Origin of the sequence: Streptomyces sp. NPDC006610 (assembly GCF_040611575.1) — a bacterium.
Lineage (GTDB): Bacteria > Actinomycetota > Actinomycetes > Streptomycetales > Streptomycetaceae > Streptomyces.
The window spans coordinates 54755-81172 of sequence record NZ_JBEXOP010000035.1 but is presented as its reverse complement, the minus strand read 5'-3'; the positions used below and the strand labels follow the sequence as shown (position 1 = coordinate 81172).

Sequence of the window (26418 nt, the reverse complement as noted above, 5' to 3'; positions counted from 1 at the left end):
CGTGATCCTGCTCGCCCGCGGCCCGGCCGTGGCCCTCGGGGTGAGGGTCGGACAACCGGCGGGGCCCCGACGAAGCGTCACTTCAGCTTGCCCGCCTGGGCGTCGATCAGCGCCGCCGGGATGTCGTACTCCGCACCGGTCAGCATCGCGCCGATGTTCAGGGTGTAGTACGAGGCGATCGTGCTGCCGTGCCGCACGACCTCGCCCTGCAGCGTGGCCGTCTGGCCGCCGGTGTCCTCCATCTCACCGGTCACCGAGAACGCCACCGACTCGTCGCCGGTCCCCGAGGCCTGCTCCTCGCCGACCTTGGTGAACTTCTGCTCCTCGCCGCCCGATCCGGCCGTGAAGCCGCCCGCGCAGGCCGCGATCGCGTCGGAGACGGACTTCATCGTCTCCTCGGCGCCGCCGCCGTCGTACGAGGACAGCGTCACGATGGTGACGTCCACGTTCATCGACTCGGCGAGCGCGTCTTCCGCCTCGCCCGACGTCAGGTCCTCCAGGGACTTGGAGGCGGTGTCGGTGGGCGACTTCTCCGCGGTGGCCATGGTGTTGGTCTCCGCCGCGGCGTCGCCCGGGGCGACGCCGCTCATCACGTAGACCAGTGGCTTGCACTTGTCCTCGCCCGTGATGGCGCTCTTGTCCGACGGGAACTCCGACTCGTCGACCGCGCCGAACTTGTATCCGTCCACATCGCCCTGGGCGACGATCAGCTTCTTCAACTCGGCCGCGGTGTACGCCTTCGCGGCGGCCGACTCTCCCGTACCGGAGGACTCGGAGGACTTGGAGTCGTCCTTGGACCCGCTCTCCGAGCAACCCGTGATGAGGACGAGCGACAGAGCGCCCACGGCGGCCGTGGCGCACAGCCGCGCCCTCGATGATCTCTTCATGGGCGGACTATGCGGTTCGGGTCAACGGCCAGTCAAGCCGGGGCAGTCAACCGGTCATCAGAACCCAAGACGTTCGCGGCGCACCGAATACACCACGAATCCGGCGCCCATTGCCAGGCAGAAGGTGCCGCCGACGACGTACGGAGTGCTGTCGAAACTGCCGGTGTCCGCGAGCCGCGGGCCGGTCGCGGTGTCGGCGGCCGCGGCCGTGACGGCCCTCGCCTGCGTCGTCGAGACCGTCGCGGGCAGCCGCTCTCTCGCCGGGTCCTCCACCGTCGCCTTGGCGGACGGGACGAACCACAGGGCGCCCAGCAGGGTGCCCGCGACGGTGGCGGTCAGCAGCGGACGGCGAGCGGATGACACGGAATATCGATCCCCTTGTGATGCTGGCGAATTGGCCGTGCGGACGATGCTAGTGAAAGGCGCGGGTCGCGGGAAAGTCACCGGAGGGAAGGGCCGTACGCTCCGGGCATGAGCACTCCAGAGACATCACGTTTTGTTCGCGTTCGCGTGGAACTCGTCCTCGAAGTGGAGGACGGCGACGCCCTGACCAAGGCGGCGCTGCGGCGGATCGCGGCCGACACCGACATGCCGGCCGCCGAGCGGGTCCACGCCGAGAACGCTGTGACGGAAGACACCGCGGAGGCCCTGGCCTATCTCGTGGACCCGTTCGACCTGGTCAGCGAGGTGCCCGGGATCGAACTCCAGCAGGCATCGTGGAGCAGCGAGCCGGTGGACTACGACCCGGATTCGCCCGAGTGGGACGTCGACGGGGATGATGGGGAGGACGGGTACGACGACTACGGCGTGGACGACGAGGACGGCGGGAGCGACGCGGGCGGCACGACGCGCACCGGCTGACCGTCCTGGGGAATTCCCGGCCCCGGGCGGCAACCGCCACCCGGGGTTTCCTCGTCTCACACGGCGCACGGACCGACCACCCGCACCGCGCCCGCTCTTCCGGCGGACGTGGTGTGCCCCACAGGAACAGGGAATGGGGAACGGGACGAACCGGTCGTAGCGTTGAAGCTCGTTGAGGGGACCTCCTTGAGTCCTCGACGGGGACTCTCGGGGTATTGGGGAATCGGCAACGATGGAGAAGCGTGTGATGACGGACAGTAAGCGGCGCAGGGGCCTGACGGTCGCGTCCGCACTGCTCGGCGGTGTACTGGTGCTCACGGGATGCTCGAGCGGCGAGGACGCCTCGGCCGCCGACGACGCCGGCAACGAGAGTTCGCAGGCCCAGGTCGACGAGGCCGCGGCGAAGAAGACCTCCGAGGCCCAGATCAAGATCACGCCGAAGGACGGCTCCTCCAACGCCTCGATCAACAACTCCGCGAGCGTCATGGTGAGCAAGGGCACGCTCACCAGCGTCAAGATGACCACCACCGACGGCACGGCCGTCGAGGGCGAGATATCCGCGGACGGGACGAGCTGGAAGCCGAGCGCCCAGCTGGAGCGCTCCACCACCTACAAGCTCGCGGTGACGGCCGAGGACTCCGAGGGCCGCAAGGCGCACGAGAACGCCTCCTTCACCACGGTCTCCCCGGACAACAGCTTCATCGGCACCTTCACCCCGGACGACGGCACCACCGTCGGCGTCGGCATGCCCGTGTCGATCAACTTCGACAAGGCGATCACCAACAAGGCGGCCGTCCAGAAGGGCATCACGGTCACCACCACCAGCGGCCAGGAAGTCGCCTGCCACTGGTTCAACGCCAACCGCATGGACTGCCGCCCCGAGGAGTACTGGCAGGAGGGCGCCACCGTCACGCTGAAGCTGGCGCTCGACGGCGTCGAGGGCGCCGAGGGCGTCTACGGCGTCCAGCAGAAGTCGGTCTCCTTCACCATCGGCCGCAACCAGGTCACCTACGTCGACGCGAAGACCAAGCAGATGAAGGTCACGCAGGACGGCAAGGTCGTCAAGACCATCCCGATCTCGGCCGGCTCGCCCGAGAACAAGACGTACGAAGGCCAGATGGTGATCTCCGAGAAGTTCAAGGAGACCCGGATGAACGGCGCGACCGTCGGCTTCACCGACGACGACGGCCAGGGCGAGTACGACATCAAGGACGTGCCGCACGCCATGCGCCTGACCACCTCCGGCACCTTCGTGCACGGCAACTACTGGGGCGCCGACTCCATCTTCGGCAACGTCAACACCAGCCACGGCTGCATCGGTCTGAACGACACCAAGGGCGCCAACGACCCGAAGACCGAGGGCGCCTGGTTCTACGACAACTCGATCATCGGTGACGTCCTGATCGTGCAGAACACCGGCGACAAGACCGTCGCGCCGGACAACGGCCTCAACGGCTGGAACATGAGCTGGGAGCAGTGGAAGGCGGGCTCCGCCGTCTGACGGCTCCTCACCTCTCCCTCTTCGTCGCACCGGTGCCGCCTCTCGCAGGCGGCACCGGTGTTCGCGTAGGGGGTCCCGGCGCTCCCGGGACGGACGCCGGGCTTCTCATCCCCCTCTTATGGCGGGCTTACCGCTTCATCACGCGCCGTACCTAGCTTGCGGCGCATGTTCTTCACTTATCTGAGGCGCGAACTGCGCCGCCGCAGAAGGGCGGCGCTCGTCGTCGCCTCCGGTCTCGCGCTGGGCATCGCCCTGGTCATCGTGGTCACCTCCGTGTCCTCCGGCATGGGCAGGGCGCAGGACAAGGTCCTCCAGTCGCTGTACGGCCTCGGCACCGACATGACCGTCACCAAGGCCGCCGCGCAGGACGACGCCGGGGCCGAGCGGCAGAGGTTCCGGTTCGACGCGCAGGACGGCGACTTGGAGGAGGAGCAGAGCAGCGACCGCGTGATGGTGCAGGGCTTCCAGACCCTGAGCGCCTCGACCGTCGGCAAGGTCGCCCGCCAGGAGGGCGTCTCGGCCGCGGTCGGCGGGCTGAGCCTCCAGGTCGTCAAGGTCAGCGGGCAGTTCACCCGCGGCCAGTTGCGGCAGGCGCCCGGCCAGGACGGCGGTGAGGGCGGCGGGCCCACCGACCAGGTGCAGCCGCAGGGGCGGGTCGAGGGCGGCGGCGCCGACTTCGACGTCGACAGCTACTCCCTGTTCGGCACGGACGTCACCCGGCCGGAACTGGGCCCGCTGACCTCCTCGAAGATCACCAGCGGGCGGGCGTTCACCACCGCCGACGCCGACGCGAAGGTCGTCGTCGCCGACTCGGCCTACGCCAAGGAGAAGAACCTCGAAACCGGGTCCACGGTCACCGTCAAGGGCACGAAGTACGAGGTCGTCGGCATCGCCACCGCCGACAGCGGCGACGCGGCGGCCAATCTCTACATCCCGCTGAAGCAGGCGCAGACCCTCGCCGACGCGGCGGACGAGGTTACCACGATCTACGTCAAGGCCACCGACTCCCAGCGGATCGACGCGGTCAAGTCGGCCATCCGGAAGAACGTCTCCGGTACCACCGTGACGACCTCCGCCGACCTCGCCGACACCGTCTCCGGCTCCCTGTCCACCGCGTCCGACCTCGCGGCCGGCGTCGGCAGGTGGCTGTCCCTCGTCGTCCTCGTCGCGGCCTTCCTGGTCGCGGGACTGCTCACGTCCTCCGCCGTGTCCCGGCGCGTGCGCGAGTTCGGCACGCTGAAGGCGCTGGGCTGGCGCTCGGGCCGGGTGACCCGGCAGGTCGTCGGCGAGGCCGTGGTCAACGGGCTGGTCGGCGGCGTCCTCGGCATCGCGCTGGGCCTGGCGGGCGCGTACGCCGTCACCGCGGCGAGCCCCACGCTGCAGGCCGAACTCGGGGCGGCGTCCGGCGCGGGTCCCGGCGGCGGTGGACCGGGCATCGGCGGCCCCGCCCGCGAGGCGGCCTCGCGCACCCTCGACGTCGCCCTGACCGCCCCGGTCGGCCTCACCACCGTCGCCCTCGCGGTCGGCCTCGCCGTGGCCGGCGGCCTGGTCGCCGGCGCGTTCGGCGGCTGGCGGGCCTCCCGACTGCGCCCGGCGGACGCCCTGCGGCGGGTGGAGTAGGCGCTGCCTGGTGCCTGGTGCCTGGTGCCTGGTGCCTGGTGCCCGGTGCCCGGGTGCCTGCCGCTTGCCGCAGCTGCTGCCCGCGTCGGCGTCCCGGTGCCGTCCGGTCCCACCCGGCCCCTCCCGGCCCAGCACCCCGACACACCCGCCAACCTGCCGATTCACCCCAGGAGCTGACCCCATGTACGAACTCAGAAGCGTCACCAAGCGCTACACCCGCGGCAAGGAGAGCGTCGACGCGCTCGCCGGCGTCGACCTGACCATCGCCGACGGCGACCGGCTGGTCATCCAGGGACCCACCGGCGGCGGCAAGTCCACGCTGCTGCAGATGCTCGGCGGGCTCGACCGGCCCACCTCCGGTGAGGTCGTGCTCGACGGCGTCGACCTCGCGGGGCTGTCCGAGGCGCGGCTGACCCGCGTGCGCAGCGAGACCATCGGCTTCGTCTTCCAGTCCTTCAACCTGATCCCGACGCTGACCGCGCAGGAGAACGTCGAGACGGCCCTCGTACCGCTCGGCGTGAAGACGCGGGAGCGGCGCGAACGAGCCGCCGAGGCGCTGGAGTCGGTCGGTCTCGGGGAGCGGCTCGGGCATCTGCCGGGCGAGATGTCCGGCGGCCAGCAGCAGCGCGTCGCCATCGCCCGCGCGCTGGTGAAGCGGCCCAAGGTGCTCCTCGCCGACGAACCCACCGGAAACCTCGACGAGTCCATGCGCGACGAGATCATGGACGTCCTGGAGCGGATGTGGACGGAGCTGGGGCTGACGTTCGTCATGGTCACCCACGACTCCGTCATCGCCCGCAAGGCCCCGAGGGTGGCGACGATCAGGAAGGGCTCTATCACGGTCAGGGAGAACGCCGCCACGTAACAGACCGGTCCGAAATGGTCATTTATGGCCGATCGTGACCTTGAGGAGGTTGATCACCCCCCGGCATACTTCGAGCTTCCGGGGGGTGCACGCACGCGCGTGCGCGAGGCCCCCCGGCCGGGCGAACGGGGAATTCGCCCGGTACCTCGATTCCAGGGGGAGTTTTGCGCAGACAACTGAAAAGGGCCGGCGCGGCCACCGTTGCCACGGCCGCCGCCGTCGCCCTCGCCGCGGGCCTGACCAGCCCGGCGTCGGCGGAACCCGAGCAGCGCGAACCGCGCGCCGGCGCCGCGAGCCCCGCGGCGCACCACCGCATCACCCTGATCACCGGCGACCGCGTCACCGTGGACGCCGACGGACGGGTCGTCGGCCTCCAGCGGGGCGAGGGGCGCGCGCACATACCCGTGCAGATCCGCACGTATCAGGGGCACACCCTGGTCATACCCGCCGACGCGGCCCGGCTGATCGCCGCCGGCACACTGGACCGCCGGCTCTTCGACGTCACCGAGCTGAACAAGGCGGCGAGCCGCGCCTCGCAGCGCGACGGCCTGAAGGTCATCGTCGGCTACCAGGGCGCCGCCCGGGCCGCGAAGGCCGAGGTCCGTGACGCGGGCGCCCTCCGGCAGAGCCTGGAGACCCTCAACGCGGACGCCGTGCAGACCCGGCAGCAGGACGCCGACGAACTGTGGGACGCCCTCACCGACGGCGACCGCACGGCCTCCGGCATCGCGCACGTCTGGCTCGACGGCGTCCGCCGGGCCACCCTCGACACCTCCGTCGGACAGATCGGCGCCCCCAAGGCGTGGGAGGCCGGCTACGACGGCACGGGCGTCAAGATCGCCGTCCTCGACACCGGCGTCGACGCCACCCACCCGGACCTCAAGGGCCAGGTGACCGCGTCGAAGAACTTCAGCACCGCCGCCGACGCCCACGACAGGTTCGGGCACGGCACGCACGTCGCGTCGATCGCGGCCGGCACCGGCGCGAAGTCCGGCGGCACGTACAAGGGCGTGGCGCCCGGCGCCGACATCCTCAACGGCAAGGTCCTCGACGACAACGGCTACGGCGACGACTCCGGCATCCTCGCCGGCATCGAGTGGGCCGCCGAACAGGGCGCCGACGTCGTCAACCTCAGCCTCGGCGGCCAGGACACCCCGGACACCGACCCGCTGGAGGCGGCCGTCGACCGGCTCTCCGCCGACAAGGGCATCCTCTTCGCCGTCGCGGCCGGCAACTCCGGCCCCGAGACGGTCGGTTCGCCCGGCTCCGCGAACTCCGCCCTCACCGTCGGCGCCGTCGACGGCAAGGACGCGCTGGCGGGCTTCTCCAGCACCGGCCCCCGCCTCGGCGACGGCGCGATCAAGCCGGACGTCACCGCACCCGGCGTCGACATCACCGCCGCCTCCGCCAAGGGCAGCGTCATCGCCCAGGAGGAGGGCGAGAAGCCGGCCGGCTACGTCACCATCTCCGGCACCTCCATGGCCACCCCGCACGTCGCGGGCGCCGCGGCCCTGCTCAAGCAGCAGCACCCGGAGTGGACCTACGCCGAGATCAAGGGCGCGCTGGCCGGCTCCGCCAAGGGCGGCGCCCACACGCCGTTCGAGCAGGGCGCGGGCCGCGTCCAGGTCGGCAAGGCCATCGGCCAGACCGTCATCGCCGACCCGGTGTCCGTCAGCTTCGGCGTGCAGGAGTGGCCGCACAGCGACGACACCCCGGTCACCAAGCAACTGACGTACCGCAACCTGGGCACGCAGGACGTCGAGCTGACCCTGTCCGCCACCGCCACCGGCCCCGACGGCCGGCCCGCCCCGGCCGGCTTCTTCACCCTCGGCGCGACCGAGGTGACGGTCCCGGCGGGCGGCAGCGCCTCCGTCGACGTCACCGCCGACACCCGGCTGGGCGGCACGGCCGACGGCGCCTACTCCGCGTACGTGACCGCGAAGGGCGGCGGCCAGACCGTCCGCACGGCCGCCGCGGTGCAGCGCGAGGTGGAGTCGTACGACGTCACCGTCAAGCACATCGGCCGTGACGGGCAGCCGAGCGCCGACTACCTCACCGACCTGATCGGCCACTCCGGCCTCGCCGAGGGCCGCTCCTACTCCGTGCCCGCCACCGCGTCCGGCGCGCCCACCCTGCGCCTGCCGAAGGGCACGTACCTGCTGGACACCTGGATCGTGAAGGACTTCGAGGAGTTCGAGGGCGGCGTCGACTGGCTGGTCGCGCCCAAGCTGAACGTCACGAAGGACACCACGGTCACCCTCGACGCCCGCACGACCAAGGCGGCGGACATCACCGTGCCCGACACGGCCGCCAAGCCGTACTCCGCGTCGATCAGTTACCTGTACGACCCGGCCGGCATGGGCATCGGTCTCGGCCTCGGCACCTTCGCCGACCTGCGCGTCGCCCACGTCGGCCCCGAGGTCACCGGCCTGACCCAGACCTGGGGCGGCCAGTGGACCAAGGGCTCCAAGGCCGAGTACAGCGTGGCCACCAGCACCAAGGTGACGAAGCTCAAGGGCGACAAGGTCCGCCACTTCAAGAAGAGCGAGCTGGCCACCGTCAAGAACAACCTCGGCGCCCCCGCGCCCGGCAAGACCGGTGGCTTCACCCCCTGGGCCCTGTTCCCCGGGGACGTCTTCATCGGCAACACGAGCGAGCAGAAGCTGCCCGGCGCGCGCACCGTGTACGTCTCCACCGGCGACCGGGCGCAGTGGGTGTTCGACTTCGAGCAGTACGGCGGCAGGGACGCCGACGGGCGGCCCATCCCGGAGGCGTACTACACGTTCAACCACTTCCGCACCTACCAGGGCGGCAGGTCGTACACGAACCACTGGAACAAGGCGGTCTTCGGTCCGCACCTCAACGCCGACTACGGCGTCTTCCGCGAGGGCAACGAGATCTCCGGCATCATCCCGTTGTTCGCGGACAGCTCGGGGCACTTCGGCGTGTCCCTGTTCACCTCGGTGAACACCACCCTGTACCGCAACGGCGTCAAGGTCGGCGCCCACGACGACCCGCTGCTCGGCGAGCAGAGCTTCAAGGTCCCCTCCGCCGACGCCCAGTACAAGCTGACCACCTCGGTCAAGCGGTCCTCCCGGGTCGCGCAGGCGTCCAGCCGGATCGACGCGCAGTGGACGTTCCGGTCGAAGAAGCCCTCCGGCGACTTCGCCCAGCTGCCCGTCTCGTCGGTCCGCTTCAAGGCCAACACCACCCTGGACAGCCGCGTCACCGCAGGCCGCACGGCCACGGTCCCGCTCGCCGTCCAGGGCGCGGCGGCCGGCGGCAACCTCAAGTCGCTGTCCGTCTGGGCGTCGTACGACGGCAAGACCTGGAAGAAGCTGACCGTCAAGAACGGCAAGGTGACCGTCAAGAACCCCGCCAAGGGCAAGGCGATCTCCTACCGCGCCAAGATCGTCGACAAGAAGGGCAACCTGTCCGCCCTGACGATCTACAACGCGTACTACGGCAAGTGAGCGTCAAGTAAGACACCCGGCAGGACGGGGGTGGTGCGCCGCAGCCGGCGCACCACCCCTTCCTGTTCTTCATGCCGGCGGCAGCGTGCTCGCGTCCCCCGCCCGGGTGGCGTCCGCGCCCCAGCTCGCCAGCAGCCGCAGCGCCTCCGCGCCCGCGGAGTCCGGCTCGGCGTGGTAGATCACCAGCGACTGCTCGGCGTCGTCCGCCAGCCGGAACGACTCGTAGCGCAGCGCCAGCTCGCCCACCAGCGGATGCCGCAGATGCTTCGTCCCGTGACTCTTCTCCTTGACGTCATGGGTCGCCCACAGCCGCCGGAACTCCTCGCTCTTCACCGACAGCTCGCCCACCAGCGCCGACAGCCGGGGATCGTCCGGATAGCAGCCGGCGTCCATCCGCAGCAGGCACACGATGTCGATCGCCTTCTGCTCCCACTCGACGTACAGATCCCGGTACTCCGGCCGCAGGAACACCAGCCGCGCCCAGTTCCGCTCCCGCTCCGGCATCCCGGCCCAGTCCCCGAACAGCGCCGCCGCCATCCGGTTCCACGCCAGGATGTCCGAGCGCCGGCCCACGATGTACGCGGGAACCCCGTCCAGCGAGTCCAGCAGCTGCCGCAGCGCCGGCCGCACCTGCTGCGCGCGCCCGCCCGGCTTCTTCTTGTGCTGCTTCGGCTTCGCCAGATGCGTCAGATGCGCGTGCTCCGCGTCGGTCAGCCGCAGCGCCCGCGCGATCGCGTCCAGCACCTCCGCCGACACGTTCCGGCCATTGCCCTGCTCCAGGCGCGTGTAGTACGCCACCGACACCCCGGCCAGCTGCGCCAGCTCCTCCCGGCGCAGCCCCGGCACCCTGCGGCGCCGCCCGAACTCCGGCAGCCCCACGTCCTGCGGTCGCAGCCGCGCCCGCCGGGTGCGCAGGAACTCGCTCAGCTCGGCGCGCCGGTCCAGACCCGCGCCGGTCCCGGCGCCGCCGGCGTCATCGTGCTGTTCGTCCATGCCTTCCAGTATTCACGGTCGTACGCACACGAGACTGACCCCGCCAGTGGTAGGCACCGGGGACGTACGCAGACCCGTGGTCTGGGTGAAGCCGCGATTCTCGGGCAGGCTGGACGCCGTGCCCGGCCGAAAACAGCCGGGCGCCGTCCACACCCCTAGGAGAAGTCCCGGCATGACCACAGTCGCCGCATACGCCGCCCCCGCCGCGAAGGCTCCGCTGGAGCGCACCCTCATCGAGCGACGGGCGGTCGGCGAGCACGACGTACTGATCGACATCAAGTACGCCGGAATCTGCCACTCCGACATCCACCAGGCCCGCGAGGGCTGGGGCGAGGCCATCTTCCCGATGGTCCCCGGCCACGAGATCGCCGGTGTCGTCTCCGAGGTCGGCCCCGGCGTCACCCGGTTCTCCGTCGGCGACCGCGTCGGCGTCGGCTGCATGGTCGACTCCTGCCGCGAGTGCGAGAACTGCACGGCCGGCCTGGAGCAGTACTGCCTGAACGGCGCCGTCATGACCTACAACGGCATCGGCCGCGACGGCGAGCCCACCCACGGCGGCTACTCGCAGAAGATCGTCGTCGACGAGAACTACGTCGTCCGCATCCCCGAGGGCATCGCCCTCGACGAGGCCGCGCCGCTGCTGTGCGCCGGCATCACCCTGTACTCGCCGCTGAAGCACTGGAACGCCGGCCCCGGCAAGAAGGTCGCCATCGTCGGCATGGGCGGCCTCGGCCACATGGGCGTCAAGATCGCGCACGCGCTGGGCGCCGAGGTGACGGTGCTCTCGCAGTCCCTGCGCAAGAAGGAGGACGGCCTCAAGCTGGGCGCCGACCACTACTACGCCACCAGCGACCCGGCCACCTTCGAGCAGCTGGCGGGCACCTTCGACCTGATCGTCTCGACGGTCTCCGCCCCGCTGGACTTCGGCGCGTACCTGTCCCTGCTGAAGACGGACGGCGCCCTGGTCAACGTCGGCGCCCCCGAGGAGCCGATCTCCCTCAACCTCTTCTCGGTCATCGGCGGCCGCAAGACCCTGGCCGGCTCCAGCATCGGCGGCATCGCCGAGACCCAGGAGATGCTCGACTTCTGCGCGGAGCGCGGCTTCGGCGCGGAGATCGAGGTCATCGGCGCCGACCGGATCAACGAGGCGTACGAGCGGGTCCTGGCGAGCGACGTCCGCTACCGCTTCGTCATCGACACCGCCACGATCTGACGCACCGCCCCGCACGCGGGCCCGCCGGAACCCCTTCCTCCGGCGGGCCCGCGGCGTACCGGGCGTTGCTCACCGGATGCGGCTCACCGGACGCGGCACACGGGCACGCGGCGCGCGGCTCACTGGGCCGGCGCGACCCCGATCGGGCAGGACACGCCCGTGCCGCCGATCCCGCAGTATCCCGCCGGGTTCTTGTCCAGGTACTGCTGGTGGTACCCCTCGGCCGGGTAGAAGGGCCGGTCCGCCGCCGGGAGGATCTCCGTGGTGATCGTGCCGTAGCCCGAGGACGTCAGGACCTGCTGGTAGGACGCGCGGGACGCCTCCGCAGCCGCGGCCTGGGCGGGGGTGTGGGTGTAGACCGCCGAGCGGTACTGGGTGCCCACGTCGTTGCCCTGGCGGAAGCCCTGGGTGGGGTCGTGGGACTCCCAGAACGTCTTCAGGAGGCGGTCGTACGAGATCACCTCGGGGTCGTACACCACGCGGACGACCTCCGTGTGGCCGGTCAGGCCCGAGCAGACCTCCTCGTACGTGGGGTGCTCGGTGTGGCCGCCCTGGTAGCCGACGAGCGTCGTCCACACCCCGGCCGGGAGCTGCCAGAACTTGCGCTCGGCGCCCCAGAAACAGCCCAGGCCGAAGTCGGCCGTCTCCAGGCCCTCCGGGTAGGGGCCGAGCAGCGGGTTGCCGAGGACCGTGTGGCGGTCGGGGACGGTGAAGGCCGGCTCGGGGCGGCCCGGCAGCGCCTGCTCCGGGGTGACAAGGGTGGGCGTACGGCCGAACAGCATGGTGCGGGCTCCTTCGTCTCGGGCGGCACAGGGAGAACGCCCCCCGGCCGCGGCGCATTCCGGCGTCAGTGCGGCAGGCTCGCCGGGCTGCCGCCGTTGGCCTCGTACCCCGCGACCGCCAGCGCCCGGTAGACCGCGAACTCCGCCGCCGGGTCCGGGGACAGCGTCCACGGCAGGGCGCCGACATGGCCGTCGATGTGTATCAGCTGGTGCATGGCCTCCGCCCAGCGCTCGGCCCGGACCAGGAAGAACACCAGCAGATGGCGGACGTGCGCCAGCATCGGGTCGTCGGGCCGGGCCGAGTGCACCGCGTGCAGCGCGCCGTGGATCGCCTTCGTCACGACCTCGCTCTGGTAGAAGCCGCGGACCAGGTTCACCTCGGGCAGGTGCTCGAAGACCGCGAACAGCGGCATCGCCGCCAGCAGCGAACCCTGCGGCGCGCGGGCCGCCGCGGCCTCCGCGAACTGGGTCGCCAGCTCCCGCGATCCGTGCCACTTCTCGCACCAGTAGTGCAGCGCGGCCAGATGCGCGCCCATGTGGTGCGGCGCCCGGTCGAGGATCTTCAGCCACAGCTGCTCGAACTCCGCGCGCGGATACGCGAGCCCGCGCGCCACCGACAGCTCGACGATGTACGGCACCGGGTCGCCGGGCGCCAGCAGCGCCGCCTCGCCGCACGCCGCCTTCGCCTCCTCCATGATGATCCGGAACTCGTCCGTCCCCGGCGTCGCCGTCCGCCACGCCTGCTGCACCAGGAACTCCGCGTGCACCGCCGCGCCGCCCGCGTCCTTGGCCGCCTCGGCGCGCCACACCCGCAGCCACTGCCCGCCCGGCGCCCCGTCGGCGCCGCCCGGCCGCTGGAGCAGCTCCAGCGAGGCCGCGCCCGCGAAGGCCTGCACCCGCTGCCAGCGCACCTCGCCCGCCGCGTCCGTGCCGGCCAGCAGCTGGGCGGCGGCCCGATGGTCCTGGGTGCGCTGCACCAGGTCCAGCACGTCCTCCAGGTCCCGGTCGGGGCCGGGCATCCGGACGTCCAGCTCCTCCTGGAGCACGAAGCCGTAGTTCGCCGGGTCGGCGGCGTCCGGGTGGCCGGGGTGGACCAGCCCGACCGCGCCGCGCCTGCGCATGACGACGGGACCCAGCACGAAGCCGATCATGAGCAGGGCGAACACGACCCAGAGAATCTCCATGCCTCCAGCGTTCCAGACGCCGCCGACAATTGGCCAACCCGTCCCGCGACCTGTGGACAACTCCCAGGACCGAGACGACCGAGCGGACTGGGAAGACCGAGCGGACTGAACGGACCGAGCGGACTGAACGGACCGAGCGGACTGAGCGGACCGAGAGGACCGAGAGGAGCGGGAGGCCCGAGAGGACCGACCCGACCCGACCGGGCCGGAGGAGCCCCGGACGCGCCGAAGGCGGCGGCCCGCTGTCGTCCCGTCCGTCACTCCCGTCGTGGGCGCACTACGCTCGGTTCCCATGAGCGACAGGCACATCAGTGAGCACTTCGAAACGCTCGCCATCCACGCGGGCAACACGGCCGACCCCCTGACCGGCGCGGTCGTACCGCCGATCTACCAGGTGTCCACCTACAAGCAGGACGGGGTGGGCGGCCTGCGCGGCGGCTACGAGTACAGCCGTAGCGCCAACCCGACCAGGACCGCCCTGGAGCAGAACCTCGCCGCCCTCGAGGGCGGCCGCCGCGGCCTCGCGTTCGCGTCCGGACTGGCGGCCGAGGACTGCCTGTTGCGCGCGCTGCTCAGCCCCGGCGACCACGTCGTCATCCCCAACGACGCCTACGGCGGCACCTTCCGCCTGTTCGCGAAGGTCGTCGCCCGCTGGGGCGTGGAGTGGTCGGTCGCCGACACCTCGGACCCCGCCGCCGTACGGGCGGCCGTCACCCCGAAGACCAAGGCCGTGTGGGTGGAGACCCCCTCCAACCCGCTGCTCGGCATCACCGACATCGCCGCCGTCGCCCAGGTCGCCCGGGACGCGGGCGCCCGGCTCGTCGTCGACAACACCTTCGCCACGCCGTACCTCCAGCAGCCCCTGTCGCTCGGCGCGGACGTCGTGGTCCACTCGCTCACCAAGTACATGGGCGGGCACTCCGACGTCGTCGGCGGTGCGCTGGTCGTCGCCGACGAGGCACTCGGCGAGGAGCTGGCCTACCACCAGAACGCCATGGGCGCGGTCGCCGGTCCCTTCGACTCCTGGCTGGTGCTGCGCGGCGCCAAGACGCTCGCCGTGCGCATGGACCGGCACAGCGAGAACGCCGGCCGGATCGCCGAGATGCTCACCCGGCACGCGCGCGTGACGCGGGTTCTCTACCCCGGCCTTCCCGACCACCCCGGTCACGAGGTCGCCGCCAAGCAGATGCGGGCCTTCGGCGGGATGGTCTCCTTCCGCGTCGAGGGCGGCGAGGAGGCGGCCGTCGAGGTCTGCAACCGCGCGAAGGTGTTCACCCTCGGCGAGTCCCTCGGCGGCGTCGAGTCGCTGATCGAGCACCCCGGCCGGATGACGCACGCCTCCGCGGCCGGTTCGGCCCTGGAGGTCCCCGGCGACCTCGTACGCCTGTCCGTGGGCATCGAGAACGTGGACGACCTGCTGGCGGACCTCCAGCAGGCGCTCGGCTGAGAAGCCCTGGAGGGACCCGGCTCAGCGGTCCGTGAGCGGTGGCGGAGTCGTCCGTGACGGCGGCTCCGCCCAGGGCTCCACGGCGAGCGCCCACACCGTGAACGCCACGGCCGCGGCCAACAGCAGCAGCCATCCCGTCCGGCGGGCCAGCCTCCGGCGCCGCAGCAGCCGCTCGCCGTGGCGCACGGCCTCGGCGTGCAGGTCCGGCGGCACCGGCGGCGGGGTCTGCGCCATGATGCGGTGCACGGCCGCCTCCCGGTCCGCCCGGTTCATCGCGCGCCCCGGCTCACGACGCCCACCGCTCTCCCCTCGCCCTTGGTGGCCGCCGGGCCGCGCGGTGGGTGCAGCAGCGTCGCCATGGCCCGGTCGCACAGCGTGTCGACGTGCTCCGGGGGCAGACCCAGCAGTGCCGCCGTCTGCTCCTGCGCGACGCCCTCGAACAGCCGGAGCACCAGAACCAGACGCTCCCGCGGCGTCAGACGCGCCAGCGTGCTGCCGGGATGCGGACGGGCCCGGCCCAGAGGGCCGTACCGGTGCCACGCCTGATGGGCGAACCGGGTGGCCAGGTGCTCGCGGGTGCGGACGTACGGGTCCTCGCCCCGCAGCCGGTCCCAGCAGGCGTACGTCTGGGCGAGGGCGGTCGTCAGCAGCCGCCGCGCACGGGGGTTGTCCTCCGGCGCCTCGGCCGTGAGCAGCGTCGCCGTGTGCAGCAGCCGGCCGCCCGCGCCCGCGACGAACGCCCGGAACTCCCGCGCCCGGCGGGCTTCCCGCGACGCGTGTCGAACCGCCACCCTGCCTCCCCCTGAAGGCCGAACCCGCGTACGACCACGGGGCCGGGTCTCATCTGAGGCCAGGGGTCGCCTTTCGGTCAAGAGCCGCGCACGGCCCACCGCGCCCCTCGACCGACCGCCGGCGCGGCGTGGCAGGTCAGGACGGTGACTGTGCCTCGGGGCCGGGGACGCCGTGGGCGGCCATGCGCGCGGAGAGGGCGTGATTGAAGCGGGTGAGCAGTGTGCAGAACGCCTCCCGCTCCTCGGGCGCCCAGTCCTGCGTCAGCTCCGCCATCAGCCGGCGGCGGGACGAGCGCACTTCCTCCAGCCGCGACGCCCCGCGCGGGGACAGCTGGAGCACCACCGCGCGCCCGTCCTCCGGGTGCGAGGTCCGCTTGACGAGTCCCGTGTCGACGAGCGGCGCCACCTGGCGGGTGACCGTGGAGGAGTCGATGCCCATGCTCGCGGCGAGCGCCTTGACGCCCATCGGCCCTTCGTTGTCGAGCCGGTTGAGCAGCAGGTACGCGGCACGGTCCATGGAGTTGCGCACCTGACCGACCCCGCCGAGCCGGGTCTGTTCGGCGCGGCGGGCGAAGACCGCCACCTCGTGCTGCAGCGCGTCGAGAAGACCGGTGTCACCGACGGTCGGCGTGTCCATCGACATGTCAGGTGTTGTGGGCATGGCCGGAGGCTCACTTCATGCTGGGTGCTGGTTGGGGGACAGGGTACGCGGCCGGACGCCGGGCCGTACCGGCGCTGCGCAAACCCGTCCCGCGGGTTGGTCGCGAAGGCCGTCGGGGCGTGCGTGCTGCGAGACTTGGGTCATGAACCACCGCGAGGCCGCCCCTCTGTCCCCGGTCACCCTGGACGACGTGCGCGGCGCGCAGAAGATGCTCGCCGGCGTCTCCCGTGTCACCGCGATGGAGGGCAGCAGGTATCTGACCCGGGTGGTGGGCGCCCCGGTGCACCTCAAGTGCGAGAACCTCCAGCGGACGGGGTCGTTCAAGCTGCGCGGGGCCTATGTGCGGATCGCCGGGCTGCTGCCGGAGCAGCGGGCGGCCGGGGTGGTCGCGGCGAGCGCCGGCAACCACGCGCAGGGCGTGGCCCTGGCGTCGTCGCTGCTCGGCGTGCGGTCGACGGTGTTCATGCCGAAGGGCGCCCCGCTGCCGAAGATCAGCGCGACGCGCGACTACGGCGCCGAGGTGCGGATGCACGGGCAGGTGGTGGACGAGACGCTGGCCGCCGCCGAGGAGTACGCCCGCGAGACGGGCGCGGTGTTCATCCATCCCTTCGACCACCCGGACATCATCGCGGGGCAGGGCACGGTCGGGCTGGAGATCCTGGAGCAGTGCCCGGAGGTGCGGACGATCGTCGTCGGCGTCGGCGGCGGAGGGCTCGCGGCCGGCATCGCGGTCGGGGTGAAGGCGGTGCGGCCGGACGTGCGGATCGTCGGCGTGCAGGCGGCGGGTTCGGCGGCGTATCCGCCCTCGCTGGCCGCCGGACGCCCGGTGTCGATCGAGAACCCGGCGACGATGGCCGACGGGATCCGGGTGGGGCGGCCCGGCGACGTGCCGTTCGCGATCGTCGGCGGCCTGGTGGACGAGGTGCGCACGGTCAGCGAGGACGAGCTGTCCACGGCGCTGCTGCTGTGCCTGGAGCGGGCGAAGCTGGTCGTGGAGCCGGCCGGGGCGAGCCCGGTCGCGGCGCTGCTGAGCGATCCGGGCGCCTTCGAGGGGCCGGTCGTGGCGGTGCTGTCCGGCGGCAACGTCGATCCGCTGCTGATGCAGCGGGTGCTGCGGCACGGCATGGCGGCGCAGGGCCGTTATCTGGCGGTACGGCTGCGGCTGACCGACCGTCCGGGCGCCCTCGCCACACTTCTGGGGGTGCTGTCGGCGGTCGACGCCAACGTCCTCGACGTGAGCCATGTGCGGACCGACCCGCGACTCGGTCTCGCGGAGGCGGAGGTGGAGCTGCACCTGGAGACGAAGGGGCCCGTGCACTGCGGCGAGGTCGGCGACGCGTTGCGCGAGGCGGGGTACACCGTCATCGCCTGACGGCGGCGGCGCCGGCCGGAGGCTCTCGCGCGGCGCGCCCGGCCTTCTTCGGGAATCCCGTTGAGAGACGCGATACATCGCGTTATGGTGCTCCCCGTGTCACCCATCGGGCGGAGCGAATCCGTCGAATCTACGCTTTCCGAAGAATCCCCGACGACGTGGAGACTCATATGCCAGGGGCCATTCATGCCGAAGGCCTGGTCAAGACCTTCGGTGACGTAAGAGCACTGGACGGCGTCGACCTCGACGTCCCCGAAGGCACGGTCCTCGGCCTGCTGGGACCCAACGGCGCCGGCAAGACGACGACGGTCCGCTGCCTGACGACGCTCCTGCGGCCCGACAGCGGCCGCGCGGTCGTCGCCGGCGTCGACGTGCTGCGCCATCCCGACCGCGTCCGGCGCTCCATAGGACTGTCCGGCCAGTTCGCCGCGGTCGACGAGTACCTGACCGGCCGGGAGAACCTCCAGATGGTCGGACAGCTGTACCAGATGAAGGCGAAGGCCGCGAAGGCCCGCGCCGCCGAGCTGCTCGACCAGTTCCACCTCACCGACGCCGCCGACCGGCCCGCCAAGACCTACTCCGGGGGCATGCGCCGCCGGCTCGACCTGGCGGCGGCCCTGGTCGTCTCGCCGCCCGTGATGTTCATGGACGAGCCGACCACCGGCCTCGACCCCCGCAACCGCCAGCAGCTGTGGGACGTCATCAAACAGCTGGTCTCCGGCGGCACCACCCTCCTGCTGACCACGCAGTACCTGGAGGAGGCCGACCACCTCGCCCACGACATCGCGGTCGTCGACCACGGCCGGGTGATCGCCCGCGGCACCTCCGACGAGCTCAAGGCCCGCACCGGCGGCGAGCGCGTCGAGGTCGTAGTGCACGAGCGCGGCCACATGGCCACCGCCGCCGAGGTGCTGAGCGGCTTCGGCAAGGGCGGCACCACCGTCGAGGAGCACACCCGCAAGCTCACCGTGCCCGTCACCGGCGGCGCCAAGCTGCTCGCCGAGGTCATCCGCGAGCTCGACGCCCGCGGCATCGAGATAGACGACATCGGCCTGCGCCGGCCGACCCTGGACGACGTCTTCCTCTCCCTGACCGGCCATGTCGCCGAGGTCGGGGCCGAGGACGACGCCGACGGGGCCGCCCCGGGCGGCGCCGGAAACCGCAAGCGCGGGAAGGAGACCGTGTAGTGAGCACCACGACCGTCGCCGACGCCGCGCCGGAGACAGCGCAACGCCATCCTCTGGGCCAGTCGGTCCGGGACTCCCTGGTCGTCGCCAAGCGCAATCTGATCCGGATGTCCCGTATCCCCGAGATGATCATTTTCGGCCTCTTCCAGCCGGTCATGTTCGTGGTGCTGTTCAGCTACGTGTTCGGCGGCTCCATGAACATCGGCGGCACCACCGACCCCGGCGTCTACCGCGAGTTCCTGATGGCCGGCATCTTCGCCCAGACCGTCACCTTCGCCACGGCCGGCGCGGGCGCGGGCATCGCCGAGGACATGCACAAGGGGCTCATCGACCGCTTCCGCTCGCTGCCCATGGCCCGCGGCGCGGTGCTGACCGGGCGCACCCTGGCCGACCTGGTGCAGACGGCGCTCACCCTGATGGTCCTCGCGATCGTCGCCCTCCTGGTCGGCTGGCGCACCCACACCAGCGCCGGTGAGGTGCTCGCCGCGTTCCTGCTGCTCCTGCTCATGGGGTACGCGTTCACCTGGATCGGCGCCCTGATCGGCCTGTCCGTGCGCACGCCCGAGGCGGCCACCTCCGGGGGCCTGGTCTGGCTCTTCCCGGTCACCTTCGTCTCGAACGCCTTCGTCGACTCCGACAAGATGACGCCCTGGCTGCGGCACATCGCCGAGTGGAACCCGTTCAGCGCCACGGTGCAGGCCTGCCGCGAGCTGTTCGGCAACCCGGGGGTGTCGACCTCGGACGCCTGGCCCATGGCCCACCCGGTCTGGGCGTCGCTGATCTACTCGGCCGTGATCATCGTCGTCTTCCGCACACTGGCGGTGCGCAAGTACCGCTCGGCGGCGGCGTAGCCCCGGCCCGCCACGGCCGCACGACGAGGCCCCGGCGTCCAGTCACTGAACGACTGGACGCCGGGGCCCGGCCTGTCGGGGATGGTCAGCCGCTGTACGGCTCGGCCTTCAGGATCTTCACCGAGGCCTTCTTGCCGTTCGGCAGCTCGTACTCCGCGTCCTCGCCGACCTTGTGGCCGATGACGCCGGAACCCAGCGGGGACTGGGGGGAGTACGTCTCGATGTCGGCGCTCGCGTACTCGCGCGAGGCGAGCAGGAACGTCAGGGTGTCGTCCTCGTCACCGTCGAAGGCGATCGTCACGACCATGCCGGGGGCCACGGCGCCGTCCGTCGAGGTCGGGGCCTCGCCGACCTTGGCGTTCTCCAGGAGCTGGGTCAGCTGGCGCACACGGAGCTCCTGCTTGCCCTGCTCCTCCTTGGCCGCGTGGTACCCGCCGTTCTCACGCAGGTCGCCCTCCTCGCGCGCGGCCGCGATCTTGGCGGCGATCTCCGTGCGCGCAGGACCAGTAAGGTACTCAAGCTCGTCCTTGAGCTTGTTGTACGCCTCCTGGGTCAGCCAGGTGACGTTCTCGCTGGTCTGGGTCACAGGGTGCTCCTCGTCGGTACTGGGAATACAAAGCATCGCCCTACCCAAGAAGGATGTTCCTTCAGGAGTGGGCGAAACCACGAGCCTAACAATTCACGGGCGAAAGGGGGAGGACATAAGTCATCAACGTCACGTCGGCGCAGGTCAGCGCCCACGTATTCCGGATGACGGCGGTGCCGGCCGGGGTCCTCAGTCGGCGTGGCAGCCGAGCAGCTCGGCCGTCGTCCCGGGGGCCGTCGTGCGGAGCGTGACGGTCTCGGTGAGGCGGGTGGCGTCCCCGTCGAAGCGGAAGTCGGCGCGGCCCACCTCGGCGCCGTTCTCCGCCTGCGAGCGCACGGTGCAGTAGCCGGAGGCGCCGGCGTCCTTCTCGACGGCCAGCTCGACCTCGATCGAGTCCTCCGAGAGCCGGAAGCTGATCACCTCGGCGCTGATCCGGTTCTGGCCGACGTAGTGATAGGCGAAGTACCCGATCACGGCGAGGAACACGGCGCCCAGGACGGCGCCCAGGACCTTCAGGGTGCGGTCGGCGCGGTCGTCCGAGGCGCGGCCGTAACGGCCCGCGGGCGGTCGCGTGCTCACCGTGCTCATGATCGTCCTCTCGGCCGGCGCGGGACCCGGCGCGGGGCCGGGTTGCGGACAGGAGTCCGGGGGCCGCCCCGGAATTATTCCGCCCCCGATTCGGTCACTATAGAAGCCTGCGACTGCGCCGCCGCACACAGGGCGCCTACCGACTTGAGGATTGAGTCTTGACTGACCAGCTGCGACTGATGGCCGTGCACGCCCACCCCGACGACGAGTCGAGCAAGGGCGCGGCCACCATGGCGAAGTACGTGTCCGAGGGGGTGGACGTGCTGGTGGTGACCTGCACCGGCGGGGAGCGCGGCTCCATCCTCAACCCGAAGCTCCAGGGCGACAAGTACATCGAGGAGCACATCCACGAGGTGCGCAAGAAGGAGATGGACGAGGCCCGGGAGATCCTGGGCGTCCGGCAGGAGTGGCTCGGCTTCGTCGACTCCGGCCTCCCGGAGGGCGACCCGCTGCCGCCGCTGCCCGAGGGGTGCTTCGCGCTGGAGGACGTCGACCACGCGGCGGGCGAGCTGGTGAGGCAGATCCGCTCGTTCCGCCCCCAGGTGATCACCACGTACGACGAGAACGGCGGTTACCCGCACCCCGACCACATCATGACCCACAAGATCACGATGGTGGCGTTCGAGGGCGCGGCGGACACCGAGAAGTACCCGGAGGACGAGTACGGCCCGGCGTACCAGCCGCTGAAGCTCTACTACAACCAGGGGTTCAACCGACCGCGCACCGAGGCGCTGCACCAGGCGCTGGTCGACCGCGGCATGGAGTCCCCCTACGGGGAGTGGCTCAAGCGCTGGGACGAGTCCGGGCACAAGGACCGCACGCTCACCACGCACGTGCCCTGCGCCGACTTCTTCGAGATCCGCGACAAGGCGCTGATCGCGCACGCCACGCAGATCGACCCCGACGGGGGCTGGTTCCGGGTGCCGCTGGAGCTCCAGAAGGAGGTCTGGCCGACGGAGGAGTACGAGCTGGCGAAGTCCCTCGTGGACACCTCCCTCCCCGAGGACGACCTCTTCGCCGGCATCCGGGACAATGGCTGACATGAGCGCAAGCGCGAGCCTGGCAATGACCCACTTCGTCACCCTCGCCAAGGAGGTCGACGAGGACAAGGTGACCCCCGGCGTCCTCGGCTTCATCGTCTTCGCGGTGATGGCCCTGGCGGTGTGGGGCCTGATGAAGTCGATGAACCGGCACATGAGCCGGGTCGACTTCCAGGAGGCCCCGGAGGGTCCGGAGGACGGGCGGACCGCCCAGGGCACCGGCGCCGTCCCGGCGCAGCCGAAGGCCCGCAAGGCGTGAGCTGACCGGCACGCGGGCTCGGCCGCCGGGCCGGCCCGGTCGATCGGTCGCGTACGGGACCGCCGCCCGGCCCGCGCCCGCCCGGTCCCGGGCGCCCGGGACCGGACGACCGGAGTACGGCCGTCCGGGGTTCCGCGTGTCCCCGCGCGGGGAACCGGTGCCGGCCGGGCCGGCCGGACCCGCCCCGGCCCGTCCGGCTTTCTCCCGCCCGCCCCGCGAGGCCGGAGGCGGCCCGGCCGGTCGCATCGGCAGCCCCCCGCCCAGTCGGGCAGGATGGAAGGCATGCCGAACCGACTGGCCCATGAGACGTCCCCGTACCTTCTCCAGCACGCCGACAACCCCGTCGACTGGTGGCCCTGGACGCAGGAGGCGTTCGAGCAGGCGCGGCGGGCGGACAAACCGGTGCTGCTCAGCGTCGGGTACAGCAGCTGTCACTGGTGCCATGTGATGGCGCACGAGTCCTTCGAGGACGCGGACACCGCCGCCTACCTCAACGACCACTTCGTCAACATCAAGGTCGACCGGGAAGAGCGGCCCGACGTGGACGCCGTCTACATGGAGGCCGTGCAGGCCGCCACCGGACAGGGCGGCTGGCCCATGACCGTGTTCCTCACGCCCGACGCCGAGCCGTTCTACTTCGGCACCTACTTCCCGCCGGAGCCGCGGCACGGGATGCCGTCCTTCCGGCAGGTGCTGGGCGGGATCAGCCAGGCGTGGAGCGAGCGGCGCGGGGAGGTCGCGGAGGTCGCCGGCAAGATCGTGCGGGACCTGGCCGGGCGGGAGTTCGCGTTCGGGAGCGGGCAGGCGCCGGGGGAGCCGGAGCTGGCGCAGGCGCTGCTCGGGCTGACGCGGGAGTACGACGCGCAGCGGGGAGGGTTCGGCGGGGCGCCGAAGTTCCCGCCGTCGATGGTGATCGAGTTCCTGCTGCGGCACCACGCCCGCACCGGCGCCGAGGGCGCCTTGCAGATGGCGGCCGACACCTGCGAGCGGATGGCGCGCGGCGGGATCTACGACCAGCTCGGCGGCGGTTTCGCCCGGTACTCGGTGGACCGGGACTGGGTGGTGCCGCACTTCGAGAAGATGCTCTACGACAACGCGCTGCTGTGCCGGGTGTACGCGCACCTGTGGCGGGCCACCGGGTCGGAGCTCGCCCGGCGGGTCGCGCTGGAGACCGCCGACTTCATGGTGCGGGAACTGCGCACAGAGCAGGGCGGGTTCGCCTCCGCCCTGGACGCCGACAGCGACGACGGCAGCGGCCGGCACGTCGAGGGCGCCTACTACGTGTGGACGCCCGGGCAGCTGCGGGACGTGCTCGGCGCCGAGGACGGGGACCTCGCCGCGCAGTACTTCGGGGTGACCGAGGAGGGCACGTTCGAGCACGGGCAGTCGGTGCTGCAACTCCCGCAGCACGAAGGCGTGTTCGACGCCGAGCGGATCGCGGGGATCAGGGAGCGGCTGCTGCGCGCCCGCGCCGAGCGGCCCGCGCCCGGGCGGGACGACAAGGTGGTGGCCGCCTGGAACGGCCTCGCGATCGCCGCGCTCGCCGAGGCCGGCGCCTACTTCGACCGGCCCGACCTGGTCGACGCCGCCCTCGCCGCCGCCGACCTGCTGGTCCGCGTCCACCTCGACGAGCAGGTCCGCCTCTCCCGCACCAGCAGGGACGGCCGGGCCGGCGCGGGCGCGGGCGTGCTGGAGGACTACGCCGACGTCGCCGAGGGATTCCTGGCGCTGGCGTCGGTCACGGGGGAGGGGGTCTGGCTGGAGTTCGCGGGGCTGCTGCTCGACCACGTCCTGACCCGGTTCACGGACGCCGAGTCGGGCGCCCTCTACGACACGGCCGCCGACGCCGAGAAACTGATCCGCCGCCCCCAGGACCCCACCGACAACGCCGCCCCCTCGGGCTGGACCGCCGCCGCGGGGGCCCTGCTCACCTACGCTGCGCACACCGGCGCCGAGTCGCACCGCACCGCCGCCGAGCGGGCGCTGGGCGTGGTGAGGACGCTCGGTCCACGGGTGCCCCGGTTCATCGGCTGGGGGCTCGCGGTCGCCGAGGCGCTGCTGGACGGCCCGCGCGAGGTCGCGGTGGTGGGCCCGGCGCCGGGCGACGAGGCGGCGAGGGCACTGCACCGCACGGCGCTGCTGGGGACGGCGCCGGGTGCGGTGGTGGCGTACGGGACGCCCGGCACGGAGGAGTTCCCGCTGCTCGCCGGACGTGCGCTCATCGGCGGTGAACCGACGGCGTATGTCTGTCGTCATTTCACGTGTGACGCCCCGACGACCGACGCCGATCGGCTGAGGGACGCACTGAACGGCTGAAATCAGTGCCGCAGCCTGCGCGCCTGCATGGAGTACTTCTTCCGGTTCCGCTCCCGGCTGCACCTGCACGCGCAGAAAGGGTTTATCCCTCTGGGCGGCAGCACCGTCTTCGTCCGCACGGACGTCCTGCGCGAGGCAGGCGGCCGGGACCCGAACTGCCTGACCGAGGACTGCGACCTCGGGGTACGGCTGTCCAGCGCCGGCAAGAAGGTCGTCGTCGCCTGCGACTCCGGCATGGTCACCCGCGAGGGGACCCCGGACAGCAACGGGACGGACGACCCGCTCCGCCTCGACCCCAGCCGTGCCGGCCTGGCCTGCGGAGAGGCGGACCTGCGACGCCGTCAGGCTCCCGGGAACTCCGTCAGGGCGCGCTCCACGATGGCCTCCAGCTGGTCGTGGTGCGCGCCCTTCCAGTAGGCGCGCCCGCAGTCGGCGCACTTGGCGAACACGTCGTACGACCGTTTCGTCCCGCCTCGCAGCTGGTCGGCGACCTCGTCCACGGTCGCCTCGTGCAGCAGGCCGTTGCAGGCGGTGCACCGGGTCCAGGGCCGCAGCGCGGGGCGGAAACGGTCCAGGACGTCGCGCAGCTGCTCGTCGGGCCGGGTGCTGTAGACGAACGCGCCCGCCCACAGCTCGCGGCGGTGCAGCAGCCCCCGGTCGCGGCTGAGCATCACCCGCCGCTCGGCGGCGGAGCGGGCGGCGAGCGCGGGGTCGCCGATGTCCGTCGACTCGTAGGCCGTGTCCACGCCGAGCAGCCGCAGCCGGCGGGCGAGGGTGCCGAGGTGGACGTCGAGGAGGAAACGCAGGGGAGCGCCCGGGACCCGCTGCGGGCGCGCCACGGGCCGCACGCCGACGCTCTCCCCGCCGGCCGGCACGTACGACGCCGGGACCTCCCGCCCGTCGACGACGAGCGCCCCGACCTCGGTGAGCGGCACACCGAGGGACTCGACGACGTGCCCGAGGGACGACATCCCGTCGGTGGCGAGGGGGGTGGCGCCGGCGCGCCGGGCGCCGGGGACGAACAGCTGCAGTTCGGGGGCGAACTCGACGCGGATCTCGGGACCGTTCACCGGGCCAGGATGTCACGCGGACCGGCGCGGTCCCCGGAGTTCTCCGGCCGGCAGGCCGTGCACCCGGACCCGCGGGCCCGGGTGCGGCACTCCTAGGAGTGCCGGTAGGCCACCAGGGAGATCGCCACGTAGTGGACGACGAACGCGGCCAGCGTGAAGGAGTGGAACACCTCGTGGAAGCCGAACCAGCGCGGTGACGGGTCGGGCTTCTTGATGCCGTAGACCACGCCGCCCAGGCTGTAGAGGATGCCGCCCGCGATCACCAGGACCAGCACGGCGACGCCGCCGGTGTGCAGGAAGTCCGGCAGGTAGAAGACGGCGGCCCAGCCCATGGCGATGTAGCAGGGCGTGTAGAGCCAGCGCGGCGCGCCGACCCAGAACACCCGGAACAGGATGCCCGCCAGCGCGGCGGCCCAGATGCCCCACAGCAGCCAGCGGCCCTTGGCGCCGGGCAGCAGCAGCATGGTCAGCGGGGTGTAGGTGCCGGCGATGATCAGGAAGATGTTGGAGTGGTCCAGGCGGCGCAGGACGCCGTCCATGCGCGGGCTCCAGTCGCCCCGGTGGTACAGCGCGCTCACGCCGAACAGCAGGCAGGCGGTCAGCGCGTAGATCCCGCACGCCAGCCGCCCGCGGGGCGACTCGGCCAGGGCGGTGAGCACGAGGCCCGCGACGAGCACCGCCGGGAACATTCCCAGGTGCAGCCAGCCGCGGAGTTTGGGCTTGATCTCTTGCGGCAGGGAGAGCGCCGCGGAGACGCGGTCGGCGACCGGCGTGTCCCTCGGCGCGTCGGAAGCGGACGAAGTCATGTCCAAAGCGTACCTACGTAACCGTAAGTCGCGGATCAGCGGCCTTGTGGCGTGGTCATGCTCTC

At 71.8% G+C, this 26418-nt stretch carries 25 protein-coding genes and 1 pseudogene; 14 read left to right on the top strand and 12 right to left on the bottom strand.

The window, feature by feature from the left end; all coding sequences use genetic code 11:
* Positions 1-77: 77 nt before the first annotated feature.
* The gene (locus tag ABZY13_RS25360; RefSeq protein WP_356634551.1) at positions 78-887 is read right to left on the bottom strand and encodes a hypothetical protein; all 810 of its coding nucleotides are present in this window, start codon (positions 885-887) and stop codon (positions 78-80) included.
* Between the two features lie 57 nt (positions 888-944).
* Positions 945-1250: a hypothetical protein gene (locus ABZY13_RS25355; protein WP_356634549.1), complete on the bottom strand. Its 306-nt coding sequence runs from the start codon at positions 1248-1250 to the stop codon at positions 945-947.
* A 108-nt stretch (positions 1251-1358) separates the two neighbouring features.
* Here ABZY13_RS25355 and ABZY13_RS25350 point away from each other — a divergent pair, with 108 nt between their 5' ends.
* The 5 genes from ABZY13_RS25350 (at position 1359) to ABZY13_RS25330 (ending at position 9207) form a co-directional block, all read left to right on the top strand.
* Positions 1359-1748, top strand: coding sequence for a hypothetical protein (locus ABZY13_RS25350; RefSeq protein WP_356634547.1), 390 nt, complete (start codon positions 1359-1361; stop codon positions 1746-1748).
* Between the two features lie 247 nt (positions 1749-1995).
* The gene (locus ABZY13_RS25345; RefSeq protein ID WP_356634545.1) at positions 1996-3249 is read left to right on the top strand and encodes an Ig-like domain-containing protein; all 1254 of its coding nucleotides are present in this window, start codon (positions 1996-1998) and stop codon (positions 3247-3249) included.
* A gap of 165 nt (positions 3250-3414) precedes the next feature.
* The gene (locus ABZY13_RS25340) at positions 3415-4869 is read left to right on the top strand and encodes an ABC transporter permease (RefSeq protein WP_356634543.1); all 1455 of its coding nucleotides are present in this window, start codon (positions 3415-3417) and stop codon (positions 4867-4869) included.
* A 181-nt stretch (positions 4870-5050) separates the two neighbouring features.
* The gene (locus ABZY13_RS25335) at positions 5051-5734 is read left to right on the top strand and encodes an ABC transporter ATP-binding protein (protein ID WP_356634541.1); all 684 of its coding nucleotides are present in this window, start codon (positions 5051-5053) and stop codon (positions 5732-5734) included.
* A 164-nt stretch (positions 5735-5898) separates the two neighbouring features.
* Positions 5899-9207: a S8 family serine peptidase gene (locus ABZY13_RS25330; protein ID WP_356634539.1), complete on the top strand. Its 3309-nt coding sequence runs from the start codon at positions 5899-5901 to the stop codon at positions 9205-9207.
* A 69-nt stretch (positions 9208-9276) separates the two neighbouring features.
* On the opposite strand, the gene ABZY13_RS25325 is transcribed toward ABZY13_RS25330, so the two are convergent.
* Positions 9277-10200: a helix-turn-helix transcriptional regulator gene (locus tag ABZY13_RS25325; RefSeq protein ID WP_356634537.1), complete on the bottom strand. Its 924-nt coding sequence runs from the start codon at positions 10198-10200 to the stop codon at positions 9277-9279.
* 172 nt (positions 10201-10372) lie between these two features.
* Here ABZY13_RS25325 and ABZY13_RS25320 point away from each other — a divergent pair, with 172 nt between their 5' ends.
* Positions 10373-11413, top strand: a complete 1041-nt coding sequence (locus ABZY13_RS25320) for an NAD(P)-dependent alcohol dehydrogenase (RefSeq protein ID WP_356634535.1) — start codon at positions 10373-10375, stop codon at positions 11411-11413.
* A gap of 119 nt (positions 11414-11532) precedes the next feature.
* On the opposite strand, the gene msrA is transcribed toward ABZY13_RS25320, so the two are convergent.
* On the bottom strand, positions 11533-12195 hold the full coding sequence (gene msrA, locus ABZY13_RS25315) for a peptide-methionine (S)-S-oxide reductase MsrA (RefSeq protein WP_356634533.1): 663 nt from the start codon (positions 12193-12195) through the stop codon (positions 11533-11535).
* Positions 12196-12260: 65 nt separating this feature from the next.
* The gene (locus tag ABZY13_RS25310) at positions 12261-13379 is read right to left on the bottom strand and encodes a hypothetical protein (protein WP_356634531.1); all 1119 of its coding nucleotides are present in this window, start codon (positions 13377-13379) and stop codon (positions 12261-12263) included.
* A gap of 292 nt (positions 13380-13671) precedes the next feature.
* On the opposite strand from ABZY13_RS25310, the gene ABZY13_RS25305 reads away from it, so the two are divergent.
* Positions 13672-14826, top strand: a complete 1155-nt coding sequence (locus ABZY13_RS25305; protein ID WP_356634529.1) for a cystathionine gamma-synthase — start codon at positions 13672-13674, stop codon at positions 14824-14826.
* Positions 14827-14847: 21 nt separating this feature from the next.
* Here the strand turns inward: ABZY13_RS25305 and ABZY13_RS25300 are convergent, their stop codons facing one another.
* The 3 genes from ABZY13_RS25300 to ABZY13_RS25290 form a co-directional block, all read right to left on the bottom strand.
* Positions 14848-15099 (bottom strand): hypothetical protein, encoded by a 252-nt coding sequence (locus ABZY13_RS25300; RefSeq protein WP_356634527.1) that lies wholly within the window; start codon positions 15097-15099, stop codon positions 14848-14850.
* Entirely contained in the window at positions 15096-15617 is a 522-nt protein-coding gene (locus ABZY13_RS25295) for a sigma factor-like helix-turn-helix DNA-binding protein (protein WP_356634525.1), read from the bottom strand. Before ABZY13_RS25295 ends, ABZY13_RS25300 begins: the two co-directional genes overlap by 4 nt.
* 136 nt (positions 15618-15753) lie before the next feature.
* On the bottom strand, positions 15754-16260 hold the full coding sequence (locus ABZY13_RS25290; RefSeq protein WP_356634559.1) for a MarR family transcriptional regulator: 507 nt from the start codon (positions 16258-16260) through the stop codon (positions 15754-15756).
* Positions 16261-16420: 160 nt separating this feature from the next.
* On the opposite strand from ABZY13_RS25290, the gene ilvA reads away from it, so the two are divergent.
* The 3 genes from ilvA (at position 16421) to ABZY13_RS25275 (ending at position 19688) form a co-directional block, all read left to right on the top strand.
* A complete protein-coding gene (ilvA, locus tag ABZY13_RS25285; RefSeq protein ID WP_356634523.1) occupies positions 16421-17650 on the top strand; it encodes a threonine ammonia-lyase in 1230 nt (409 codons plus the stop codon).
* A 170-nt stretch (positions 17651-17820) separates the two neighbouring features.
* Positions 17821-18837 carry an ATP-binding cassette domain-containing protein gene (locus tag ABZY13_RS25280; protein ID WP_356634521.1) on the top strand — a complete coding sequence of 339 codons (1017 nt, stop codon included), beginning with the start codon at positions 17821-17823 and terminating at the stop codon, positions 18835-18837.
* Positions 18837-19688 (top strand): ABC transporter permease, encoded by an 852-nt coding sequence (locus ABZY13_RS25275; RefSeq protein WP_356634519.1) that lies wholly within the window; start codon positions 18837-18839, stop codon positions 19686-19688. The genes ABZY13_RS25280 and ABZY13_RS25275 overlap by 1 nt, the downstream gene beginning before the upstream one ends.
* A gap of 85 nt (positions 19689-19773) precedes the next feature.
* Here ABZY13_RS25275 and greA read toward each other — a convergent pair whose 3' ends face one another.
* Together greA and ABZY13_RS25265 are read right to left on the bottom strand one after the other, a co-directional pair.
* Positions 19774-20274: a transcription elongation factor GreA gene (gene greA, locus ABZY13_RS25270; protein WP_356634517.1), complete on the bottom strand. Its 501-nt coding sequence runs from the start codon at positions 20272-20274 to the stop codon at positions 19774-19776.
* Between the two features lie 189 nt (positions 20275-20463).
* Positions 20464-20862 carry a DUF4307 domain-containing protein gene (locus ABZY13_RS25265; RefSeq protein WP_356634515.1) on the bottom strand — a complete coding sequence of 133 codons (399 nt, stop codon included), beginning with the start codon at positions 20860-20862 and terminating at the stop codon, positions 20464-20466.
* A gap of 179 nt (positions 20863-21041) precedes the next feature.
* Here ABZY13_RS25265 and mca point away from each other — a divergent pair, with 179 nt between their 5' ends.
* From mca to ABZY13_RS25245, 4 genes and pseudogenes are all read left to right on the top strand, one after another.
* Positions 21042-21902, top strand: coding sequence for a mycothiol conjugate amidase Mca (mca, locus tag ABZY13_RS25260; protein ID WP_356634557.1), 861 nt, complete (start codon positions 21042-21044; stop codon positions 21900-21902).
* The gene (locus ABZY13_RS25255) at positions 21895-22161 is read left to right on the top strand and encodes a hypothetical protein (RefSeq protein ID WP_356634513.1); all 267 of its coding nucleotides are present in this window, start codon (positions 21895-21897) and stop codon (positions 22159-22161) included. Before mca ends, ABZY13_RS25255 begins: the two co-directional genes overlap by 8 nt.
* Before the next feature lie 282 nt (positions 22162-22443).
* On the top strand, positions 22444-24477 hold the full coding sequence (locus tag ABZY13_RS25250) for a thioredoxin domain-containing protein (RefSeq protein ID WP_356634511.1): 2034 nt from the start codon (positions 22444-22446) through the stop codon (positions 24475-24477).
* 12 nt (positions 24478-24489) lie between these two features.
* A pseudogene (locus ABZY13_RS25245) lies at positions 24490-24741 on the top strand (glycosyltransferase); the annotation flags it as partial.
* Positions 24742-24818: 77 nt separating this feature from the next.
* Here ABZY13_RS25245 and ABZY13_RS25240 read toward each other — a convergent pair.
* Both ABZY13_RS25240 and ABZY13_RS25235 read right to left on the bottom strand, forming a co-directional pair.
* Positions 24819-25547 (bottom strand): Mut7-C RNAse domain-containing protein, encoded by a 729-nt coding sequence (locus tag ABZY13_RS25240; RefSeq protein ID WP_356634509.1) that lies wholly within the window; start codon positions 25545-25547, stop codon positions 24819-24821.
* A 92-nt stretch (positions 25548-25639) separates the two neighbouring features.
* A complete protein-coding gene (locus tag ABZY13_RS25235) occupies positions 25640-26353 on the bottom strand; it encodes a hemolysin III family protein (protein ID WP_356634507.1) in 714 nt (237 codons plus the stop codon).
* Positions 26354-26418 lie beyond the last annotated feature (65 nt).

Excerpts from the sequence above, each read along its gene's own strand:
- ABZY13_RS25235 (WP_356634507.1), bottom strand. The coding sequence starts at position 26,353 with ATGACTTCGTCCGCTTCCGACGCGCCGAGGGACACGCCGGTCGCCGAC.
- ABZY13_RS25320 (WP_356634535.1), top strand. The coding sequence starts at position 10,373 with ATGACCACAGTCGCCGCATACGCCGCCCCCGCCGCGAAGGCTCCGCTG.
- ABZY13_RS25300 (WP_356634527.1), bottom strand. The coding sequence starts at position 15,099 with ATGAACCGGGCGGACCGGGAGGCGGCCGTGCACCGCATCATGGCGCAG.
- ABZY13_RS25280 (WP_356634521.1), top strand. The coding sequence starts at position 17,821 with ATGCCAGGGGCCATTCATGCCGAAGGCCTGGTCAAGACCTTCGGTGAC.
- ABZY13_RS25265 (WP_356634515.1), bottom strand. The coding sequence starts at position 20,862 with ATGAGCACGGTGAGCACGCGACCGCCCGCGGGCCGTTACGGCCGCGCC.
- ABZY13_RS25335 (WP_356634541.1), top strand. The coding sequence starts at position 5,051 with ATGTACGAACTCAGAAGCGTCACCAAGCGCTACACCCGCGGCAAGGAG.
- ABZY13_RS25310 (WP_356634531.1), bottom strand. The coding sequence starts at position 13,379 with ATGGAGATTCTCTGGGTCGTGTTCGCCCTGCTCATGATCGGCTTCGTG.
- ilvA (WP_356634523.1), top strand. The coding sequence starts at position 16,421 with ATGAACCACCGCGAGGCCGCCCCTCTGTCCCCGGTCACCCTGGACGAC.
- ABZY13_RS25340 (WP_356634543.1), top strand. The coding sequence starts at position 3,415 with ATGTTCTTCACTTATCTGAGGCGCGAACTGCGCCGCCGCAGAAGGGCG.
- ABZY13_RS25325 (WP_356634537.1), bottom strand. The coding sequence starts at position 10,200 with ATGGACGAACAGCACGATGACGCCGGCGGCGCCGGGACCGGCGCGGGT.
- mca (WP_356634557.1), top strand. The coding sequence starts at position 21,042 with ATGGCCGTGCACGCCCACCCCGACGACGAGTCGAGCAAGGGCGCGGCC.
- ABZY13_RS25350 (WP_356634547.1), top strand. The coding sequence starts at position 1,359 with ATGAGCACTCCAGAGACATCACGTTTTGTTCGCGTTCGCGTGGAACTC.
- ABZY13_RS25305 (WP_356634529.1), top strand. The coding sequence starts at position 13,672 with ATGAGCGACAGGCACATCAGTGAGCACTTCGAAACGCTCGCCATCCAC.
- ABZY13_RS25360 (WP_356634551.1), bottom strand. The coding sequence starts at position 887 with ATGAAGAGATCATCGAGGGCGCGGCTGTGCGCCACGGCCGCCGTGGGC.
- ABZY13_RS25250 (WP_356634511.1), top strand. The coding sequence starts at position 22,444 with ATGCCGAACCGACTGGCCCATGAGACGTCCCCGTACCTTCTCCAGCAC.
- ABZY13_RS25290 (WP_356634559.1), bottom strand. The coding sequence starts at position 16,260 with ATGTCGATGGACACGCCGACCGTCGGTGACACCGGTCTTCTCGACGCG.
- msrA (WP_356634533.1), bottom strand. The coding sequence starts at position 12,195 with ATGCTGTTCGGCCGTACGCCCACCCTTGTCACCCCGGAGCAGGCGCTG.
- ABZY13_RS25255 (WP_356634513.1), top strand. The coding sequence starts at position 21,895 with ATGGCTGACATGAGCGCAAGCGCGAGCCTGGCAATGACCCACTTCGTC.
- ABZY13_RS25345 (WP_356634545.1), top strand. The coding sequence starts at position 1,996 with ATGACGGACAGTAAGCGGCGCAGGGGCCTGACGGTCGCGTCCGCACTG.